The organism is Prauserella shujinwangii, from assembly GCF_003001955.1.
GTDB classification, from domain to species: Bacteria; Actinomycetota; Actinomycetes; order Mycobacteriales; family Pseudonocardiaceae; genus Qaidamihabitans; species Qaidamihabitans shujinwangii.
Genome location: NZ_PVNH01000003.1, coordinates 23,106 through 41,913 on the forward strand (window position 1 = coordinate 23,106; position 18,808 = coordinate 41,913).

Consider the following 18,808-nt stretch of genomic DNA (forward strand, 5'->3'; position numbering starts at 1 on the left):
CCGCTCAGCCGCGGTCGTCGTCCCACGGCCGGGAACGGCGCGGTGGCCGTCCACCGCCGCGTTCCGGGCCGCGCCGGGGTCCGTCCGGCCCGCCCGACGGTGGTTCCCCCGTGCGCGGCGGGGAGCGCCGCGGCCGCTTCGGGTCCTGCGGTGAGCCGGACCGGTCACCGCCGCGTCCGCCCGCCTTGTCCCCCGGCTGACGTCCACCGCGACCGGCGCCGCGCGCCTTGCCGCCTCCGCCGGGCTCCCGCTCCGGCGGCCGTTCCCTGCGCCGCTCCTCCGGCCGGGCCCGCCTGCCCGCGGCATCGGGTGGCGGCGCCCCGCGACGGCGCTCCGGGGCTCCCGCCGCTCCACCCGCGCGGCGCGGCGGCTCGCCCCTGCCCTCGGCCGGCCGTTTCTTCGCCGGCCCCCGGCTCGCGTCGCTCTCCTTCTTCTTGGCGGGCCGCGCCCCACCGCGCTTGTCCTCGTCGCGCGGCGCGCCGGAGGGCTTCCGGTCGTCGCGCACCTTCCGCGGCGCGTCCGGGTCGCGCTCCCGGAACATGCGGTAGACGCCGATCGCGACCGTGATTCCCGTGGTGATCGCCATCGTCGGGAAGCCGTTGATCAGCGGTGTGCTGATCGCCAGCACCTTCGCCAGCATGTCGCTGCTCTCCGGAAGGCCGGAGCCCGCCAGCACCACCGCGGGCACCGTGACCGCGAGGATCAGCGGGGGCTGCACCATCGGCCCGAACAGGTTCCTCCTGCGGACCGCCCCGATGGCCAGCACGGATCCGACCAGATAGCTGGCCTGGAACACCACACCCAGCGCGCCCGACAGCTGCAGGTCCGCGACGGCACCCAGGGTCGCGAGGCCGAACGCGAACAGCACCGCACCCCACCACGGCAGACCCCGCCACGGGCCGAACATCGGCCGCTGGTCCCACTCGACGGGCGTCGCGTCGTCAGCGTCAAGGTCGCTGCGGCGGTCTCGTATGGCGGTCACGAGGCAACACCGTATCCCGTGACCTTGGAGAATCGGCTACCGCTCCGGGAGCGGTACCTTCGCCGGTCTCGCTGACCTGCGTCCGGACGCGTCGGAACCGTCATACCGGGTGATGGTATGGACCTGCGGGCGGCCCCGCTCTCAGTTCGCCGACATCTCGTCCCCCTGCCTGATCGCGGGCACCGGCGACGGGCTCGCCGCCGCGTCGGTGAGCGGCGACACGGTCGCCCGGAAACTCTCCAGCGCGTCCAGCTCCCGCCTGCGGGCCGACAGGAAGCGCTGCAGGTGGGTGCTCGACAGGTTCACCGCGTCGATCGCGTTGCCCGCGGCCCGGTGCGCGGACGCGGCCTGCGACCGCACCCGCTCGACGTCGTCGACCAGCGCCCGCTCGGTGGCCGCGAACAGGGCGGCCGACGCGACGACCGCGAACCCGGTCGGGCCGCACAGGAACACCCGCCGGTCGAGCATCCAGCGCAACAGCTCCGGGTCGGTGTCGAGCGCCGCCACCACCGCGGCGTCGGACGGCACGAACATGACGGTCCCGTAGATCGCGTCCGCCCAGCGCTGGTAGCCCTTCGCCGACAGCTCGGCCGCCCGCGACCGCAGGTTGCGGACGTGCACCCGCAACGCGTCGCGGCGCTCCTCGGGATCGTCCGTCTCCACCGCCTCCGCCCAGCACGCCATGCTCGCCTTGGCGTCGACCGGGACGGTGCGGTCGCCCCCGACCCGCAACACGAGGTCGGGCTTGGCGCCACCGCCGCCCGCGAGGTCGGTCTGGACCGTGAAGTGCAGCCCCTCTCGCAGGCCCAGCGCACGGGCGGTCTCGACCAGCACACGTTCCCCGAGCTCGCCCCGGCCGCTGATCGAGGCGAACGCCACCTCGTATCGGCGCAGCTCGTCCCGCCGCTCGTCCGCCCTGGCCCGTTCGACGTCGACCTGTCGCCGGGCGGCGTCGGCACGGCGCATGCCGTCCTGGTAGAGCCGCCACAACAACGCGACCGCGGCCGCCAGCAGCAACGCCACCACGATGGCCGCTGTGCTGAGCACCGTCGAACCCACCAGCCGGCTCCTTCCCGTCCTGTCCCGGTGTCACGCGTCCCGCCCCGGCGTCCGGTGGCCGGGGCAGCTCGCATCATGGCGCACGGCACCGACAGAACGAGACGGGGAAGCCCGCCCACCATACCGAACACACGTTCGAGTGACACGCCGGGCGGAACTGCGGGGTTCTGTCGCCGTCCAGCCCTAGCTTGAGTGCCGTGCGCATCTTGCATACGTCCGACTGGCACGTCGGAAGGACCTTCCACGGCACCGACCTGCTCGCGGAGCAGGAGGCGGTGCTGGGCCACCTCGCGCGCGTCGTGGCCGACGAGGAGGTCGACGTCGTGCTCGTCGCCGGCGACGTCTGGGACCGGGCGGTGCCCTCCGCCGACGCGGTCCGCGTCGTCACCCGCGCGCTGGCGAGGCTGCGCGAAGCCGGTGCGCGGCTCGTGCTCACCCCAGGCAACCACGACTCGGCGGCCCGGCTCGGCGCGTTCGGCGAGTTCGCCGAGGCGGGCGGCCTGTACCTGCGCACGACCGTCGACACCGTCGACCGCCCGGTCCTGCTTCCCGACGAGCACGGGGAGGTGGCCGTCTACGGCATTCCCTACCTCGAACCGGAGGTCGCGCGGCACGCCCTCGGCGTCCCCGGAGCGCGCGGGCACACGGGCGTGCTGACCGAGGCGATGCGCCGCGTCCGGGAGGACCTCACGGCCAGGCCCGAGGGCACCCGCTCGGTGGTACTGGCGCACGCGTTCGTGACGGGCGGCGAGGCGAGCGAGTCGGAGCGCACCATCGCCGTCGGCGGCGTCGAGCAGGTGCCCGGCTCGGTGTTCGACGGCGTCGACTACGTGGCACTCGGCCACCTGCACGGCCCGCAGCGCCTCGCCGAGCACCTGCGCTACTCGGGCAGCCCGCTCGCGTACTCCTTCTCCGAGGCGGCACACCGGAAGTCCGTGTGGCTGGTCGACCTCGACGCCGGCGGCCTCTCCGCCGTGCGGCGCCACGAGCTGCCCGTGCCGCGGCGGCTGGCGACCGTCCGGGGCACTCTCGACGAGCTGCTGGCCGACCCGGCGCACGAGGGGCTGGCCGACTGCTACCTGTCGGTCACGCTCACCGACCGCGTTCGCCCGGTCGACGCCATGCGGAAGCTGCGGGAGCGGTTCCCGCACACCGTGCACCTCGACTGGGAGCCCGAGGGCGGCACGGCGACCGTGCTCAGGTACGCGGAGGCGGTGCGCGGCCGCTCCGACGCCGAGATCGGCCGCACGTTCCTCGCCGACTGCCGGGGCGCGCCGCCGACCGAACGCGAGGACGCGCTGCTGGTCAGGGCACTCGAAACGGCGGGAAAGGGCGACCCCGAACAGGACGGTGATCCCCGGTGAGACTGCACCGCCTCGAGGTGACCGCCTTCGGCCCCTACGCCGGGTCCGAGATCGTCGACTTCGACGCGCTCGGGGCCGACGGGCTGTTCCTGCTGCACGGCGACACCGGTGCGGGGAAGACGACCCTCCTCGATGCCATCGCCTTCGCGCTCTTCGGCGTCGTTCCGGGAGCACGCGGGCAGGTGAAGCGGCTGCGCTGCGACCTCGCCGATCCGGAGACCCCGACCGAGGTGGTCCTCGAGCTGACGGTGCAGGGACACCGGCTGCGGATCGTGCGCTGCCCCGAGTACCAGCGACCGAAGCGGCGCGGGAACGGCTACACCACCCAGCCCGCGAAGGCGTCGCTGGCCTGGGTGGGGGAGGCGCCGCACGGTCAGCGGCCCGAAGGGCTCACGCGTATCGACGAGGTCGCCCGCACGGTGCAGCGGCTGCTCGGGATGAGCGCCGAACAGTTCTTCCAGGTGGTGCTCCTGCCGCAGGGCGAGTTCGCCCGCTTCCTGCGGGCCGAGACCACGGAGCGCGAACAGTTGCTGGAGCGGTTGTTCGGCACCCGGCGGTTCGCCGACGTCGAGCGCTGGTTCCGGGAGCTGCGCGCCGAGCGGGGCCGGGAGCTCGACCGGCGCAGGCAGGACGTGCGGGTGTGGCTGGAACGCCTCGCCCAGGTCGCCGGGGAGGAGATCCCGGAGGACGCCGCCCAGCCCTGGGTCGACGACGTCCGCCGCCGCGCCGAAGCGGCCGCCGCGGAGGCGGCCGAGTACGCGCGGGCGGCGGGTGTGCGGCGGGAGCACGCGGACGCCGTCCTGCACGAGCGGCGCACGACCGCGGAACGGGTCCGCCGGTTGCGCGCCGCGCATCGGGAACTGGCCGCACTGGCGGATGGAGCGGACGAGCGGGCCGCGGCGAGGGCCGAGCTGGAGTCGGCGCGCCGCGCCACCGCCGTCACCGGCCTGGCCGCCGAGGCGGACCGCCAGGCCGCGCGGCTCGACCGGTGCGGGCAGGCCGAGCTGGCCGCGCGGGCCGCCGTGGCCGAGACCGGGTTCGAGCAGCCGGACGCGGAGGTGGTCGTCCTGCGCGAGCGGGCCGGTGACCTGCGCGAGGAAGCAGGCACGCTGGCGGGACTGGTCGAGGAGGCGCGGCAGCAGGCCCGGGACCAGGCACGGCTGGCCGAGCTGCAGGAGACCGCCACCTACGCGAGCGCGCAGGCCGCCGCCCTCGGCGAGAAGCTGGACGGCCTGCCCGAGCGCATCCGGGAACTGCGGGAGGAACACGAGGCCGCAGCCGGTGCCGCCGCCCGGCTCGGCGACGTCCGCTCCAGGGAGGCCACGCTGGCCGAAGCCAGGGCCTCGGCCGAGCAGGTGCCCGCCCTGGAGCGGGCGCTCGCCGAGGCCAGGGACGCCGAACGGGCGGCGATCGACGCTCACCAGCTGGCCCGCAGCGAGCTGCTCGACCTGCGCGAACGCAGGCTCGCCGGCATGGCTGCCGAGCTGGCCGCGAACCTCGGCCCTGACCTGCCCTGCCCGGTGTGCGGGTCCGCCGAGCACCCGGCGCCCGCGACGGCGGACGGGGACCGGATCGGGGAGGAGCAGGAGCGGGCTGCCGCGGACCGGGAGCGCGCGGCGGAGCGGCGCCGGGAGGCCGCCGTCGACGAACGGCACCGCGCCGAGAACGGACTCGCCGTGGTCCGCGAACGCCTCGGTGGGCAGTCGGCGGACGACCTCGGCCACGCGCTCGCCGGGGTGCGGGCCGAGCTGGAGCGGCTGGAGGGCCTGGCCGTTCGCCGCGACCGGCTCGACGCGTCCGTGCGGTCCGCGGAGGCGGAGCTCGAGGACCTGACGGAGAAGCGGGCGGCCGCCGATCGGGCCGTGAGCGAGGCCGACGCGGAGCGCCGCTCGCTGGCCGAGTACGTCGAGCAGCGCGGCAGGCGTCTCGAGGAGGCCCGGGGAGAGCATGCCGATGTGGCCGGACGCCGCGAGCACCTGCTCCGTGTCGGGCAGGCCCTCGACCGGCTCGCGGACGCCCGTGCCGAACGCGCGGCCGCCGAGGACCGGCTGCGCGAGCAGCGGACGGCCGTGCGGGACGCCGCGCTGGGGGCCGGGTTCGAGTCGGTCGAGGCCGCGCTGGCGGCGGCCAGGTCCGAGGAACGCGTGGCGGAGCTGGAACGCCGTCTCCGCGAGGCGGAGGACGCCGAGGTCAGGGCTCGTGCCGTGCTGGAGGAGCCGGAGCTCGCGGGCGTCTCCCCGGACGAGGTGGTCGACGTCGACTCCGCGCGGGCCGAGGCCGAGGAGGCGCGGGTCCGCGCGGAGCAGGCCGTCTCCCGCGCACACGAGGCGGAAGGCCGGGCCCGCACCGTGACCGAGCTCGCGGAGCGGTTCGCGACGGCGACCGGCGAACTGACCCCCGCGGAGGAGGAGTTCGCCGAGCTCGACGCCCTGACCGACGTCGTCAACGGCCGGGGGCAGAACGCGCGGCGGATGTCCTTGCGCTCGTACGTGCTGGCCGCACGGCTGGAGGAGGTCGCCGTGGCCGCGACGGCGAGGCTGCGGTCGATGAGCCAGGGCCGCTACTCCTTCGTGCACTCCGACGCGGCGGGCAGCCGGGGTACCCGCGGCGGGCTGGGTCTCGACGTGCTCGACGACTACTCCGGCACGGTCCGGCCGGCCAAGACGCTCTCCGGTGGGGAATCCTTCCTCGCCTCGCTCGCCCTCGCGCTCGGCCTGGCCGACGTGGTGGCGGCCGAGACCGGTGGGGCGCTGCTCGACACGCTCTTCGTCGACGAGGGTTTCGGCACCCTGGACGCCGAGACCCTCGACGTGGTGATGGACGTGCTCGACGAGCTGCGTGCCGGAGGGCGGGTCGTCGGCCTGGTCTCCCACGTCGAGGAGCTCCGGCAGCGGATCCCGACCCGGCTGCGGGTGCGCAAGTCGCGCTCCGGGTCGTCGATCGAGCTGGAAGGGGCCGCGCCGGCGGTCGGCTGAGCCGGGTGCGTCACGCTCCGACGCCGGTCTCGTGGTCGAGCAGCCAGCGTTTGACGTCGACGCCCCAGCGGAAGCCACCCAGCGCGCCGCCGATGCGCAGCACGCGGTGACACGGGACGAACAGTGCCGCCGCGTTGCGGGCGCACGCGGACGCGGCGGCGCGGACCGCCGACGGCCGCCCGGCCAGCGCGGCGAAGTCCGAGTAGGTCACCGGCTTGCCCGCGGGGACGGTGCGCAGCACGTCCCAGGCGTGCTGCAGGAACTCGCCCGACCGCTGGCGCACGGGCACCAGGTCGGCCGCGTCGAGCTCACCGGCGTGGTAGCGGCGCACGGCCGTGCTGACGGCGCCGAGGTCGCGGCGCTCCCGCAGCCCGGACGGCCGCAGCGCCGGGGACACCTGCGGCAGCAGCGCGTCGACGTCCGCGGTCCAGCCGGAGGCCAGGACAGCGCCATCCGGTGCGACGACGGCGGTGAACGGTCCGATCGGGGTGTCCTGTGTGGACCAGTGTGCGGTGCTCATGTGAGGTCTCCTTGTCGGTGCGGGTGGGTGGATCCGGTGGGGGCGCTCGCCCGCCAGAGGTGCATCCCGGCGTAGGACCGCCACGGGCGCCAGGCCTGGGCCCGCGTGGCCAGCGTCCCCGGCGGGTCGGCCAGGCCCAGCGCGGCGGCTCCCTTGCGGAGCGCGAGGTCGCCGTCGAGCAGGATGTCCGGGTCGCCGAGCGCACGCATCAGCAGATAGTTCGCCGTCCACGGGCCGATGCCGGGCAGCTCCAGCAGCTCGGCCCTGAGCTCGTCGGGGTCCCGGCCGACGTGCAGGGTGAGGTCTCCGGTCGCCACCGAGGTGGCCGCCGCCCGGATGGCCTCGATCCGCCTGCGGGGACCGCGCAGCACGTCGCCCGCGTGCTCGGCGATCGTGGCGGCGTCCGGGAAGAGGAGCGCGGGTTCGCCTTCGGCCGCCGTGGGCGCGCGCTCCCCGAGCTCGGCCACGAGACGTCCGGCCGCGGTGCGCGCGGCGGCCACCGAGACCTGCTGGCCGAGCAGCGCCCGGATCAGCAGTTCGGCGGTGTCGACCGTGCCCGGCACGCGGATGCCGGGTGCCGCGGCGACCGACGGTGCGAGCGCGGGGTCGGCGCCCAGCGTGTGATCCACCGCCTCCGGATCGGCGTCGAGGTCCAGCAGCCTGCGCAGCCGGGCCACCGCGCTGCCGAGATCACGGATGTCGGTGAGCCGCAGGTCGCACCGGACGTGGCCGGACGAGGGCGTGAGCGTGGTGGACCCGCTACCGTGCGGCAGCCGCAGGGTGCGCCGGTAGGCGTCGCCGGTCACCTCCTCGACCCCCGGCACGGCACGCAGTGCGAGGAACGCGAGCGTGCCCTGGGCGTCGAACGGCTCGCGGTAGGGGAGCCGGAGCGAGAGCCGGGTGCCCGCCGAGGTGTCGTCGTCCGCGGGCGCCGCGCGGCCCCGCTTCGTCCCGGCGGCCGCGCGCAGCTGCGACGGGGTGGTGGCGAACACCTCGCGGATCGTGTCGTTGAACTGGCGGACGCTGGCGAACCCCGCGGCGAACGCCACGTCGGTGAGCGGCAGGTCCGACAGCTCGATGAGCAGCCGCGCCGAGTGCGCCCGGTGGGCGCGGGCGAGAGCGAGCGGGCCCGCGCCGAGCTCCCCGGTGAGCACGCGGCCCAGCTGGCGTTCGGAGTAGCCGAGCCTGCGGGCGAGACCGGGCACGCCCTCGCGTTCCACCGTCCCGTCGGCGATGAGCCGCATCGCCCGGGCGGCGAGGTCGGCGCGCACGTTCCATTCGGGGGAGCCGGGCACCGCGTCGGGCAGGCAGCGGCGGCACGCACGGTAGCCGCCGGCCTGCGCGGCGGCCGAGGTGGGGAAGAACTCGACGTTCTCCGCCTTGGGCGTCAGCGCCGGGCAGGAGGGCCTGCAGTAGATGCCGGTGGTGCGCACGGCGGTGATGAACTGCCCGTCGAAGCGTGAGTCCCGGGACATCACGGCGCGGTAGCAGCGCTCGGCGTCCCGCCAGATGGCCCAGCCACCCGTGCTCGCCGGGCGCTCCGGGGGTGCGGTGACCTGCGTCATGACCAGAATCCTGCCACCGGGGGAGCGGGTCGGCTGGCGGAAATCGGACACGAAGGCGCCGTGCGGCGCGGCGCGTGGGGCCCTACGGTCGGGGCATGAGGTCACTCAGCAGGCAGCGTTCGCTGCGCATGTTCGGTGTGGTGCTCGCCGCGGCCGGCGCCATCGGGTTCTCCGCCGCGTGCGACGAGCCACAGCAGGAGGACGGTGGGACACAGCAGGAGGAGAACGGCGGCGAGAACGAGGGCGGCGGAGAGGAAGGCGAGGACGGCGAAGGCGGCGAAGGCGGTTACGGCGGCGGTGGGGACGACGGCTGATCGAGCCGCGCGGCACGGCACGTAGACTGCGTGGTCGTGAGCCTCACCCTCGGTATCGTCGGCCTGCCCAACGTGGGCAAGTCCACGCTGTTCAACGCTCTGACCCGAAACGACGTGCTGTCGGCGAACTACCCGTTCGCCACGATCGAGCCGAACGTCGGCGTCGTTCCGCTGCCCGATCCGAGGCTGGACAAGCTCGCCGAGATGTTCGACTCGGCCAAGACCGTGCCCGCCACCGTGTCCTTTGTGGATATCGCGGGCATCGTCCGGGGCGCGTCCGAGGGTGCGGGTCTCGGCAACAAGTTCCTGGCGAACATCCGTGAGGCGAACGCCATCTGCCAGGTCATCCGCGTCTTCGAGGACCCCGACGTCGCGCACGTCGAGGGCAAGCTCGACCCGATGTCCGACATCGAGACGATCAACACGGAGCTGATCCTCGCCGACCTGCAGACGCTCGAGAAGGCCTTGCCCCGCATGGAGAAGGAGGCCAGGACCAGGAAGGAGCACCGGCCCGCCCTGGACAACGCCCAGCGTGCCAAGGACATCCTCGACTCCGGCCGGACGCTCTTCGCGGCGCAGGACGAGATCGACCTCGACGGGCTGCGCGAGCTGAGCCTGCTCACCACGAAACCGTTCCTGTACGTGTTCAACGCCGACGAGAGCGTGCTCACCGACGAGGCACGGCGGGCGGAGCTCAGCAAGCTCGTCGCCCCGGCCGACGCGGTGTTCCTCGACGCCAAGGTCGAGTCGGAGCTGCTGGAACTCGACGACGAGGAGTCGGTGCGCGAGCTGCTGGAGTCGGTCGGCCAGGCCGAGCCGGGGCTGCACGCGCTCGCGCGGGCCGGGTTCCACACGCTCGGGCTGCAGACGTTCCTCACGGCGGGCCCCAAGGAGGCGCGGGCCTGGACCATCCCCCAGGGCGCGACGGCGCCTCAGGCGGCCGGCGTCATCCACACCGACTTCGAGCGCGGCTTCATCAAGGCCGAGGTGGTCTCCTACGACGACCTCGTGGAGGCCGGTTCGATGGCCGCCGCCCGGTCCGCCGGAAAGGTCCGGATGGAGGGCAAGGACTACGTGATGACCGACGGCGACGTGGTCGAGTTCCGGTTCAACGTCTAGCCTCGCCACGATGTCGTCATCGTGTCGGATAGCTGCGGGGCTTCCCGCGGGTAGCGCGTACGGCCGCATGGTCCGACTTCAGGTCGGTCCCGGCCAGCGGTGAACCCGCCGACGGGTCCTGTCGACGAGACGGCGCCGCGCAGTGAGCGACATGGCTGTCACCCCGCGACACTCCACAGTTGTCAGTCGATGCCTTGGAGGAACGCTCGTCCGCCGTCCGCGGCCGGACAATCGGGGCCAGGCATGGTGGTCGACAACTCGACTCCCGCGATTTCCTCGCCGAAATCGCCTATGTCATGGAATGGCGTGCTGTCTTGATTCAGTGCGGTTTGGCCATAAGTATGATCTCAGGGCGTGTTCGTGTGTGTATGCGGACCTCACCCCAGTCGCCGCCGACATGCCAGCTACTGTTTTCATTGGCAAGAAAGTCGATGTTGCCCATGTCTTCCTCGTTTGCGGCGTCGGTGAACTTTCGGAAGTTCTGGTCCAGCCATTCAACCTTGATGACGTTCGTGAATGTCAAATATCCATTCCGGTAGCAATACTGCTCGCCTTCCCGGGGCGAGCAGTAAGCATCGTGGTTCTCCGTGAGTACGAATTCCATGGTGAACACCACCCTGTTCGGCTCCTCGGAGATGCCCAGCACGTAGCTGTCCTCTAGATACACACCTGCGAGCTCGGGCAGATCAGAGTAGTTCATGATCACCAGTCCCATTGAATTGGCGTGTGGTTTCGGACTGATCTCCGCGTCACCGGACGGCCTTGCGGGTCGATGCGCTGCCCGTTAGCATCCTTCAATTCTACATGAGGATGGCCGCTTCCGGGTGCGCGATCGCTGCCCGACTTGAGGGTCATTCTTGGCACGCCGTTCTCATCCACATATTTGGGCGGTCCGTTCGGGCTCTGCTTCTTCGTCCATCCTTGCGCCTCTGCGTACTTCTCGAGGTCGCTCGCTTTCGGTGTGGCGCCATCCTTGAAGTAGTCGCCGACATTCGGCTTGACGCCCGACGTCCCTTTGCCCTTGCGCATCTTGCCGATGGTGGAAGCGGCTTTGCCAGCGCCGTATCCGAGTGCGAGGCCGCCGGCGATCTGGCCGAGGGCGCGGCCAGGCTCGCCGTTCTTCCAGTGTTCCCAGCCGATGAGCTGCTTGCCGAACTCGACCGGGTTGGTGACCGCGGAGGCGATGGTCTGGCCGATTCCCTTCCAGGTCTCGCCGTAGGCGGCGGGATCGGTCAGCAGGTGATGCGGGCTGAGGTCCCAGAGCAGCTCAGCCGTGCCACTGACGGTCTCCCACGCTCCTTCGGCGAAGTCGCCGATGAACTCACCGACACCGCCGATCGCGTCGCTCACGTCGTCCCAGAAGGACTGCTGGGGTGCCTCGTCACCGCGGGCCCGGATCGTGGCGGAGGCTTGCTCGCCAGCTTCGGAGAGCTGCTGCCGTGCTCGGCCGAGTTGTTCCCGCGCCGCCTGGCGCTTGGCCTCACCGGGATCGGTGAAGGGCGGTTCCGGCACCTGCTTCGGGTCGCCGGATGCCGCCAGCGCACGGTTCTGCTCGGCCACCCTGGCCACTGCGGTCTCATGCTGGGCCATGGCCTGTTGGGTGGCGGCCTCACCCTCCTGCCACAGCCGGATCGCCTCGACGGCTTCACCTTGTGCCCAGCGCAAGGTCGCCACGTACGATTCCAGCGCAGCGGCGGTGGCCGTGAAGGCATCACCGGCCTTGTGCCACCGCGCCGGCTCGTAAGAGAACTTGTCCCGGAATGCGTCGCCGGCATCGCCCTTCCACGCCCCAGAGTCAATCTTTCTCAGCTCGTCGCCGGCTTGGTCCATAGACCGGCCCCGGCCACGGATGGCGACCACGTTCTCCTCGATCGCCGCTGGGTCCCCCGGGACGAGTTGCCGGGGATCGGTGGTTTCGCCGAGTTCAGCCATCAGGGTTCCGCCTGGCCGCCGAAGACCTGCTCCGCCTCTCCTTCGAAATCGCCATAGCCCTCGACTGCCCGGTTCAGGGCGCCGGCGATGGTGGCGCCGTCCTCGATCAACAGCTCTACACCTTGCTGCCACCGGCCGCAGAAGTGTTCGAACGCCTCGTGCACGCCGTCGTGCCCGTACATTTCGGCAGGCCCACAGATACTTTCGATCTTGCAGGTCTCCATGTCATGCATGGTCTGCGATACCGCGGTCGCCGCACCGTCGAGCACGTCGAGCTCGACCTCGAACCTTCCCGACACTCAGCACCTCACTTTCCGCGCAGCTCCGCTACCTTGCTTGAGCCTGGCCAGGATGCGAGGGCAGGCGCGCACCACCGAACCTCGCCTTCCCACCTGGCTGCGGCAACAGCGGCAGGCCATGCTCTTCGCACACATCGAGCAGGACACCGAGCCCGTGCGGCAACTGGTCGAGCAGATCGACACCGGTCGTCGACAACCAGGGCACCTCACCGAGCTGGCGTTCCAGGCGCTCCAACGTCGAGAACACCAACACCCAACGCCCCTTGCCGGGCAGATCCGAGGCGACTACGCCAGGTCGGTCAGGCAGGCGTTCCGCGTAGACCGTTGCCCGCGCGAAAGCTACGTCGAAGGCACTTGGTTCCTGCTGACGCGCCCGCACCTGACGGCACACGGTCACCAGCTCCGGCTCGGCCCTCACCGTCGATTGATCCCCTCCGTGATCGACCGTGCATCCACGGTAATCACCCTACCCGGGGACCGCACCTCCAGGGAGACCAAATCCGCTCAGCTTGTCCACTGGGAGCCGAGGCCCTGTGGGTTGTGCGTCCTGTCATGGGAGGTAAGCGGTCGGTGTACCGCCGGCGCCACGCTGCTGGGCGTCGACCAGCAGGTCGCCGCTTCGTTCCGGAGGCCTGAATGTCGACGGACGTGGCTTCTGACTGGCCGCGCGAGAGACCGCCGGCAGCCTGTGTGCGGTCCGCCGCAGCTCGCGGGCCAGTGGGCGACGTCGCGCGGCACAACCCGATCGGGACTGCGAGCCACCCGGTCGTAGTGGTCCGCCGCTGCGGTGAGTGCGCCGGGTACTCGGTATTCCTTGCCCAAAGCGAGCTTCCTAAGCAGCTCGCCAGGATTCGCCGGTCCCGGCCGCGACACCCAGTCCGATCCTGGGCGTGGTGGAGGTCGCCGACTATCTGACGCGGGAACACGCGGAGGGCCGACTGCCCGCCCGCGAATCGTGGCTCGCCTGCGCGTCGATGATCATCGGCGCATGCCAGCACTATGTCTACACGGAGTTCCTGTCGACGTCGGGCATGGCGGGGCTCCTGCCATCCGCCGAGAACCCGGTGCGTGAGTACGCCCGGACGATTGTGCGTACGCTCTTCGGAGTTCCCGAGTGATTCGGCGTCCGCGGGTTGGAGCCCAGTGACCATGACGTGCGAATCGAGCCGGACGGGCTCGGCTGCGGCCCGGTGGGCGGAGGTTCAAGCGGACGCTGAGTTCCGGTTCAACGTCCAGCCCGGCCGGGTCTCACTCGCCAGCGCCCTCGGGCGGTGTGCCGTTCGGCCACACGCACGGCGAGGAGGCGCCGAGTGAGAGGTCGCCCTCGACGCTCTGCTTGACGGACATGCGGAACGCGTCGTCGTCGTTCTCCACCGACACGAACCGGTCGCTCTCGGAGCGCTTGTCGGTCAGTATCCGGAATCCGTGCGACACCCAGTAGTCGTAGAGGGCGTCGACGAACTCCTCGTTGCGTTCGGAGGGCACCCCGTCCAGCCAGTAGGTCTTGCCTACCTGGTACCGGCCACGGGGTCCGTTGTCGGTGGGGTCGAGGCACTCGGCCGAGTCCGCGTACTGCACGGTCAGGGTCGGCTTCTCGGGCAGTGCCGCGACCGCACGCCGGATGTGCTGCTCGGCGCGCTGGGCGGCCTCTTCCTCGGTCAGTGTCCTCATCGGCTCTCCGTTCCCCGGAGGAGTCGTCGTCCGCTCCGGTGTGCCTTCGGGGTCACCTCCGCCACATGCGGTGATCAGCAGCAGACAGGCGAGCAGCACGAGTGCTCGCTTCATGCTCGTCCCCTCCTGCCTGTGCTGGTCAACTCGGTTGTCCGCCGAGGACGATGGTGGCCATGTTCCGCAACGAGGCGGAGTCCTTGTGCCAGTACTCCGAGTGGGCATCGGTCGAGTAGCCTCCGGTGTACCACTCCCCGTCGGTTCCGGGGTCGGAGGTGAACTGTTTCGCGCCGAAATCCTCGGAGACCGGCTGGGGACCGTGAACGATGTCGGGCGTGGCACGGATGACGTCGTTCTCGGCGGTGCTCGCGTAGACGTTCGTGTCCTGGGGCAGCCGCAGGTCCGAGGCATGTTCCACGCCGACCCCCGGGCTGCCGAGGAAGATCACGTTGTCCACGTCGAGCCGGGTGCCCGCGCCCTGCGCCGAATGCCCGATCACGGTGGAACCGTAGCTGTGCCCGATCACGGTGTTGTTCGACGCGGCGCCCTCGTGCGTGACCCGCAGGCCGTCCTGGAAGTCGCGCAGGTCCCCGGCCGCGGCCTCGGCGTAGTCCGCGTCGGCCGCCCGGATCAGGTCCTGCGGCGCGTCGTAGCCGACCCAGGTGATCGCCGCCGTCTCACTGCCGCGCGACTGCAGACCGGCCTCGGCGAGGATCAGGTCGCTGCGATCCAGCTCACCGCCGATTCCGGCGAGGTCGGACCCGGTGCCTGGCACCGAGGTGACCACGTTGTCCGCGGTGTCCGGATTGCCGGTCGCGACGATGCCGCGCCCGTTCCCCTCGGTGGAGTAGTCGAGCAGGTACGCCCGTGGCTGGCGGTCGCTCGTGTCCCGGTCGAGCCGTTCGGCGATGGCGTCCAGCCCGCGCAGCGTCTCCCCGAGCCGCCGGTACTCGTGGTCCTGATCGGCGGTCCGGCCGTCACCGAGCTCGGCCAGCGTCTCCCGTCGCGTGCGGAGTTCGGCGTGCTCCTCGGCGAAGCGGATCCGGTTGGCCCGGTCCCGGGCCTCGACGGGGATGCCGTCCGTGCCGCCGAGGACATCCCCGTGGGTGTAGATCGCGGACTCTTGCTCCATCGGCGTGAGGCTGTCCCACCAGCGCTTGACCTCCGCGGGTGAGGCGTCGGCGCCGGGGAGGTCGCTCGGTGTGACGAGGTCGCCCCCGGCGACCGCCTCGAGCTCCAGGCCCGCCGCCGCGGGCCGGGCCTCGTCGAGCGCGGCGGACGCGACCTGGTCGGCTTCCCCGACCGCGCGCAACGCCTGCCGCACCGTGCCGGTCAGCTCCTCCGCGGTCTGCCGGTCGCACTCCTTCTCCTCGTCGGTGCGCCGGTCACCCGGCCCGCCGAAGACGGCCCGCACCTGACCGGTCAGCGGGTCCACCGACAGCACGTGCGATGAGTCGACCGCCCGCATGACCCCGTCGACGGTCCGCTGCGCCTCGATGATCGCGTCCGCGAGGTCGCGCAGGGCAGGCGGGATCCGCTCCAGATACTCGCCCGCGGTGTCGTAGCCCGCGCGGACGTCGTCGAAGTGCGCCCTGGCGGTGTCCGCCGCGTCGCCCTGCCAGCCGTCGAGCCCGCCGAGGGTCGTCTTGAGATCGGTCGCCGTCGCGGTGAGCTGGCCCGCCAGCAGTGCCCAGCGGTCGGCCAGGTCGTCGTACGTTCCGGCATCGGCCTCGCGCAGGTCCTGGAACGACACCACGGTGGCTCAGCGCTCCGAGCTCAGCGGCGGCAGTGTCTCGGCCACGGCCTGCTCCATCCGTTCGTAGCCGTCCGCGCTGTCCCGCAGCAGCCCGCCCGCCATGGCGGTGCGCTTGCACAGGTCGTCGATCTGGTACTCCCACAGCGCGGCGAGCAGCGCCGCCCTGTCCGTGGTCGTGAAACCGCGGTTGGCGCCCTCGTGCGTCTCGACCGCGCCCAGGAACTCGGCCAGCGCCTCGTTGACGTCGTCCGCGATGTCGACGAAGCGGCCACCCGCCTCGACGAGACCGCGAGGCTCGACTCCGTATCCGCCCATCTCGCGTCCTCCCCGTTCGCGAGCGATCGATCAGCCGGATGTTCACCGCGCACCGCGGGCCGGTCGGCCGGTTTCCGGGAATCGGTGCGCGCGGCTCCCTCGGCCGGGGGTGGCGGCGGGCTAAGCGGGTTCGGACTCGCGCTCGGCGGCGGCGATGCGGTCGTCGGTCACCACGCGCAGGCACGGCAGGAGCAGGGTCAGGGCCAGCAGCGCCATGATCGCGAAGACGGCGCGCAGGCCCAGCAGTTCCGCGACGAGGCCGCCCGCCAGCGCACCCAGTGGCCTGCTGCCCCAGGCGACGAGCCGGTAGCCGCTGTTGACCCGCCCGAGCAGGCGGTCCGGCGTGATCCGCTGCCGGAGGGACACGGTGATCACGTTCCACACGATGATGCCCGCGCCGCCGACGACGAACGCGCCGCCGACGAGCAGCGCGTTCGACGTCAGCGCGGGTGCGCCCACCAGCAATGTGCCGCAGCCGATCGTGAGCGCGACCGACCGGGCGCGGCCGAGTGTCCGCTCGATGCGTTCCGCGACGAACGAGCCGAGCAGGCCGCCCAGCGCCGAGGCCGACAGCAGCAGCCCGAACTCCGCGCCGGACAGGCCCATCGGTGACCCGGGGCCCACCGCGTAGAGGACGAGGATCGCGAAGGTCGCGTTCGAGGCGAAGTTGAACACCCCGGTCATCACCGCCAGGGTGCGCAGCAGCTTGTGCCGCCACAGGAAGCGCAGCCCCTCGGCGATGTCGGCACGCAGCGAGGTACGGCTGTCCCGCTCGATCCGGAACGAGCCGGGGACGAGCAGCAGCGCGCCGAGGGCCACCGCCCACAGTGCCGCGGGGGAGGCGATCGCCACGGCCGCGCCCGCCACGACGAGGAGCCCGCCGAGGGGCGGGCCCGCGAACTCGTTGGCCGTGAGCTCGGCCGCCTGAAGCCTGCCGTTGGCCCGGGACAGCTGCTCGCGCCGGACCACCTGGGGCAAGATCGACTGGCTCGCGGTGTCGTACAGCGTCTCGGCGATCCCGACACCCAGCGCCGCGACGAAGAGCAACCAGATCGAGCCCTGGTCGTGCGCCACCGCGAGCGCCGCCAGGGCGAGCAGCCCGGCCCGGACGCCGTTCGCGCCGAGCATGATCCGGCGCCGGTCGAACCGGTCGCACAGCGCTCCCGCAGGCAGGGCGAACAGCAGCCACGGCAGCGTCATCGCGAACACCAGGATCGAGATCAGCGTGGGTGAGCGGGTGTAGCTCACGGCGACCAGCGGCAGCCCCACCCGGAAGACCCCGTCCGCGAGGTTGGACATGGCGGAGGACACCCACAGCCGCCAGTAGGCGCCACCCAGGGCAGTGGATCCGGTCACCGGCCGCTCGACCCGCATCAGTGGAGAATCGCACAGCGGTGGAGAAAACTCCATCGGTATGGCGTACTACATCGATGGACTATTGTCGCGGCATGGCTGAGCAGGACATTCGGCAAAGCGGAGAGGCCGAGTCCACCACTGGGAAGCGGCGAGAGGCGACCGTTCGGGAGGCGAAGGCGCTCGCGCACCCGCTGCGTGTGCGGATCCTGCGCCTGTGCGGGCAGCGGGAGCTGACCAACAAGCAGCTCGCGGACCGGCTCGGCCGCGACCCCGGCACGGTGCTCCACCACGTCCGGCACCTGCTCGGCGCCGGTTTCCTCGAACAGGCACCGGTGCGCAGCGGGGAGAGCGGTGCCCTGGAGAAGCCCTACCGCTCCACCGGGCTGTCCTGGTGGCTGAGCACCCGCCTGGACGAGGACGAGGCGGCTGCCGCGGGGCCGGTCCAGGCGTTCCAGGAAGAGCTCGCCGAGGCGGGTCCCGGGTCGGTGCGGACGTTCTCGCGCTTCCTGCTGCACCTGTCGCCCGAGGAGGTCGCCGAGCTCGACCGGCGCATCCTCGCGGTCCTCGACGAGTACATCGAGACCGACGACCAGCGGCGGGACCGGCCCGCGCTCGGCGGGATGTTCGTGCTGCACCAGCTCCCGGACTGAGGTCCCGGCTCAGCCGTCCGCTTCGCGGCGGAGGTGCCGCTGCAGCGCGTAGGTGGCCCAGAAGGCGATCGCGCTCGTCACGATCGCGCCGGCGAGCACCCACAGGATCCAGTGCGGTTCGGTGAACACGAACGCGAGCACGATCAGGACGGGGCCGAGCACGGTGAGCGCCACCATCGTCCTGACCCGGCGGCGTTCCAGGTCCCTGGCCCGCTTGTCGGGATCGTCCGTCATGCACGGAGCATCGCACGGCGGGGATCGGCGGTCCCGCGGGGTCCCGGCCGGACCCGGTCGCCGCGCGACGGCGCTCAGGCCGGTGCCGGGTCGTCCTCGGGGACCTGGCCCGGGTCAGGCCGATCCTGGTGGCGCTGACGCATCGCGTAGTACAGCACCGCCGCCCCCGTCGTGAGCATGCCGAGGAAGGCCAGGCTGCCCACCACGATCGCCCGCACGTCGTCGCCGGCCGGCATGCGATCGCCGGAGAGTTCGGTGGCCGCCACCGCCGGCACCGTGAAGGCGCCCAGCACCAGGGCGACGAGGACGGACAGGGCGGACAGGGCCGTCTTGGTCGTCTTCATCGCGCTCCTTTCGCCGGCTACCGGCTACCCGGTGCCGCGCGCCCGCTCACATGGCGTCGATCACCCCGTCGATCTCGCCGGCGAGCTGCACGTCCTTCTCCGTGATCCCGCCGTCGGAGTGGGTGCTGAGCCGGAACGTGAGCTTGCGCCAGCGGATGTCGATGTCCGGATGGTGGTTCTCGTTCTCCGCGATCTCCGCGATCCGGTTGACCACCTGGATCGCCTGTGGAAAGTTGGCCAGCTCCGCCGTGCGCTGGATCGCGTTCCCGTTGCGCTCCCAGCGGGGCAGGTGGGCGAGGGCCTCGTCGATGCGTTCGTCACTGAGTAGTTCCGCCATGGGTCCATGGTGGTACGAA

21 protein-coding genes are annotated in these 18,808 nt (G+C 72.0%); 6 read left to right on the forward strand and 15 right to left on the reverse strand.

From position 1 onward, the window contains the following. Positions 1-4 precede the first annotated feature (4 nt). Both B0I33_RS29860 and rmuC read right to left on the reverse strand, forming a co-directional pair. Positions 5-982, reverse strand: a complete 978-nt coding sequence (locus B0I33_RS29860; RefSeq protein ID WP_181193204.1) for a DUF6542 domain-containing protein — start codon at positions 980-982, stop codon at positions 5-7. A gap of 141 nt (positions 983-1,123) precedes the next feature. Continuing rightward, positions 1,124-2,041, reverse strand: a complete 918-nt coding sequence (gene rmuC, locus B0I33_RS06825; RefSeq protein WP_106177730.1) for a DNA recombination protein RmuC — start codon at positions 2,039-2,041, stop codon at positions 1,124-1,126. 197 nt (positions 2,042-2,238) lie between these two features. On the opposite strand from rmuC, the gene B0I33_RS06830 reads away from it, so the two are divergent. Together B0I33_RS06830 and B0I33_RS06835 are read left to right on the forward strand one after the other, a co-directional pair. Further along, positions 2,239-3,405, forward strand: coding sequence for an exonuclease SbcCD subunit D (locus tag B0I33_RS06830; protein ID WP_181193205.1), 1,167 nt, complete (start codon positions 2,239-2,241; stop codon positions 3,403-3,405). Beyond that, entirely contained in the window at positions 3,402-6,380 is a 2,979-nt protein-coding gene (locus B0I33_RS06835) for an AAA family ATPase (RefSeq protein WP_106177732.1), read from the forward strand. Before B0I33_RS06830 ends, B0I33_RS06835 begins: the two co-directional genes overlap by 4 nt. Before the next feature lie 10 nt (positions 6,381-6,390). On the opposite strand, the gene B0I33_RS06840 is transcribed toward B0I33_RS06835, so the two are convergent. Further along, complete coding sequence (locus tag B0I33_RS06840) at positions 6,391-6,900, reverse strand: methylated-DNA--[protein]-cysteine S-methyltransferase (RefSeq protein WP_106177733.1); 510 nt, start codon at positions 6,898-6,900, stop codon at positions 6,391-6,393. Next, a complete protein-coding gene (locus B0I33_RS06845; protein ID WP_106177734.1) occupies positions 6,897-8,465 on the reverse strand; it encodes an AlkA N-terminal domain-containing protein in 1,569 nt (522 codons plus the stop codon). Before B0I33_RS06845 ends, B0I33_RS06840 begins: the two co-directional genes overlap by 4 nt. Before the next feature lie 95 nt (positions 8,466-8,560). Here B0I33_RS06845 and B0I33_RS06850 point away from each other — a divergent pair, with 95 nt between their 5' ends. Next, the gene (locus tag B0I33_RS06850) at positions 8,561-8,779 is read left to right on the forward strand and encodes a hypothetical protein (protein WP_106177735.1); all 219 of its coding nucleotides are present in this window, start codon (positions 8,561-8,563) and stop codon (positions 8,777-8,779) included. A gap of 36 nt (positions 8,780-8,815) precedes the next feature. Beyond that, positions 8,816-9,898 carry a redox-regulated ATPase YchF gene (gene ychF, locus B0I33_RS06855; protein WP_106178218.1) on the forward strand — a complete coding sequence of 361 codons (1,083 nt, stop codon included), beginning with the start codon at positions 8,816-8,818 and terminating at the stop codon, positions 9,896-9,898. 319 nt (positions 9,899-10,217) lie between these two features. On the opposite strand, the gene B0I33_RS06860 is transcribed toward ychF, so the two are convergent. From B0I33_RS06860 to B0I33_RS06875, 4 genes are read right to left on the reverse strand one after another with little or no spacing between them, the layout of a single operon-like run. After that, positions 10,218-10,604, reverse strand: a complete 387-nt coding sequence (locus tag B0I33_RS06860) for a hypothetical protein (RefSeq protein ID WP_219927149.1) — start codon at positions 10,602-10,604, stop codon at positions 10,218-10,220. Beyond that, a complete protein-coding gene (locus B0I33_RS06865; RefSeq protein WP_106177736.1) occupies positions 10,601-11,830 on the reverse strand; it encodes a putative T7SS-secreted protein in 1,230 nt (409 codons plus the stop codon). The genes B0I33_RS06860 and B0I33_RS06865 overlap by 4 nt, the downstream gene beginning before the upstream one ends. After that, positions 11,830-12,129 (reverse strand): hypothetical protein, encoded by a 300-nt coding sequence (locus B0I33_RS06870; protein ID WP_106177737.1) that lies wholly within the window; start codon positions 12,127-12,129, stop codon positions 11,830-11,832. The genes B0I33_RS06865 and B0I33_RS06870 overlap by 1 nt, the downstream gene beginning before the upstream one ends. A 28-nt stretch (positions 12,130-12,157) precedes the next feature. After that, positions 12,158-12,547: an SseB family protein gene (locus tag B0I33_RS06875; RefSeq protein ID WP_106177738.1), complete on the reverse strand. Its 390-nt coding sequence runs from the start codon at positions 12,545-12,547 to the stop codon at positions 12,158-12,160. Positions 12,548-13,019: 472 nt separating this feature from the next. Between B0I33_RS06875 and B0I33_RS06880 the strand changes: the two genes are divergently transcribed. Continuing rightward, positions 13,020-13,247: a hypothetical protein gene (locus tag B0I33_RS06880; RefSeq protein WP_106177739.1), complete on the forward strand. Its 228-nt coding sequence runs from the start codon at positions 13,020-13,022 to the stop codon at positions 13,245-13,247. A 130-nt stretch (positions 13,248-13,377) separates the two neighbouring features. Here the strand turns inward: B0I33_RS06880 and B0I33_RS06885 are convergent, their stop codons facing one another. The 4 genes from B0I33_RS06885 to B0I33_RS06900 form a co-directional block, all read right to left on the reverse strand. After that, positions 13,378-13,800 carry a hypothetical protein gene (locus tag B0I33_RS06885; protein WP_245900481.1) on the reverse strand — a complete coding sequence of 141 codons (423 nt, stop codon included), beginning with the start codon at positions 13,798-13,800 and terminating at the stop codon, positions 13,378-13,380. Between the two features lie 139 nt (positions 13,801-13,939). Beyond that, positions 13,940-15,553, reverse strand: coding sequence for an alpha/beta hydrolase (locus B0I33_RS06890; RefSeq protein WP_106177741.1), 1,614 nt, complete (start codon positions 15,551-15,553; stop codon positions 13,940-13,942). Positions 15,554-15,559: 6 nt separating this feature from the next. Beyond that, positions 15,560-15,868: a hypothetical protein gene (locus tag B0I33_RS06895; RefSeq protein WP_106177742.1), complete on the reverse strand. Its 309-nt coding sequence runs from the start codon at positions 15,866-15,868 to the stop codon at positions 15,560-15,562. 120 nt (positions 15,869-15,988) lie between these two features. Then, positions 15,989-17,242, reverse strand: coding sequence for an MFS transporter (locus B0I33_RS06900; protein ID WP_219927150.1), 1,254 nt, complete (start codon positions 17,240-17,242; stop codon positions 15,989-15,991). 74 nt (positions 17,243-17,316) lie between these two features. On the opposite strand from B0I33_RS06900, the gene B0I33_RS06905 reads away from it, so the two are divergent. Continuing rightward, on the forward strand, positions 17,317-17,874 hold the full coding sequence (locus tag B0I33_RS06905) for a helix-turn-helix domain-containing protein (RefSeq protein ID WP_106177744.1): 558 nt from the start codon (positions 17,317-17,319) through the stop codon (positions 17,872-17,874). Positions 17,875-17,883: 9 nt separating this feature from the next. Here the strand turns inward: B0I33_RS06905 and B0I33_RS06910 are convergent, their stop codons facing one another. The 3 genes from B0I33_RS06910 to B0I33_RS06920 form a co-directional block, all read right to left on the reverse strand. Continuing rightward, positions 17,884-18,108, reverse strand: a complete 225-nt coding sequence (locus tag B0I33_RS06910) for a hypothetical protein (RefSeq protein ID WP_106177745.1) — start codon at positions 18,106-18,108, stop codon at positions 17,884-17,886. Positions 18,109-18,182: 74 nt separating this feature from the next. After that, entirely contained in the window at positions 18,183-18,452 is a 270-nt protein-coding gene (locus tag B0I33_RS06915) for a hypothetical protein (RefSeq protein ID WP_106177746.1), read from the reverse strand. A 46-nt stretch (positions 18,453-18,498) separates the two neighbouring features. Further along, positions 18,499-18,789, reverse strand: coding sequence for a 4a-hydroxytetrahydrobiopterin dehydratase (locus B0I33_RS06920; RefSeq protein ID WP_106177747.1), 291 nt, complete (start codon positions 18,787-18,789; stop codon positions 18,499-18,501). Positions 18,790-18,808: the final 19 nt, after the last annotated feature.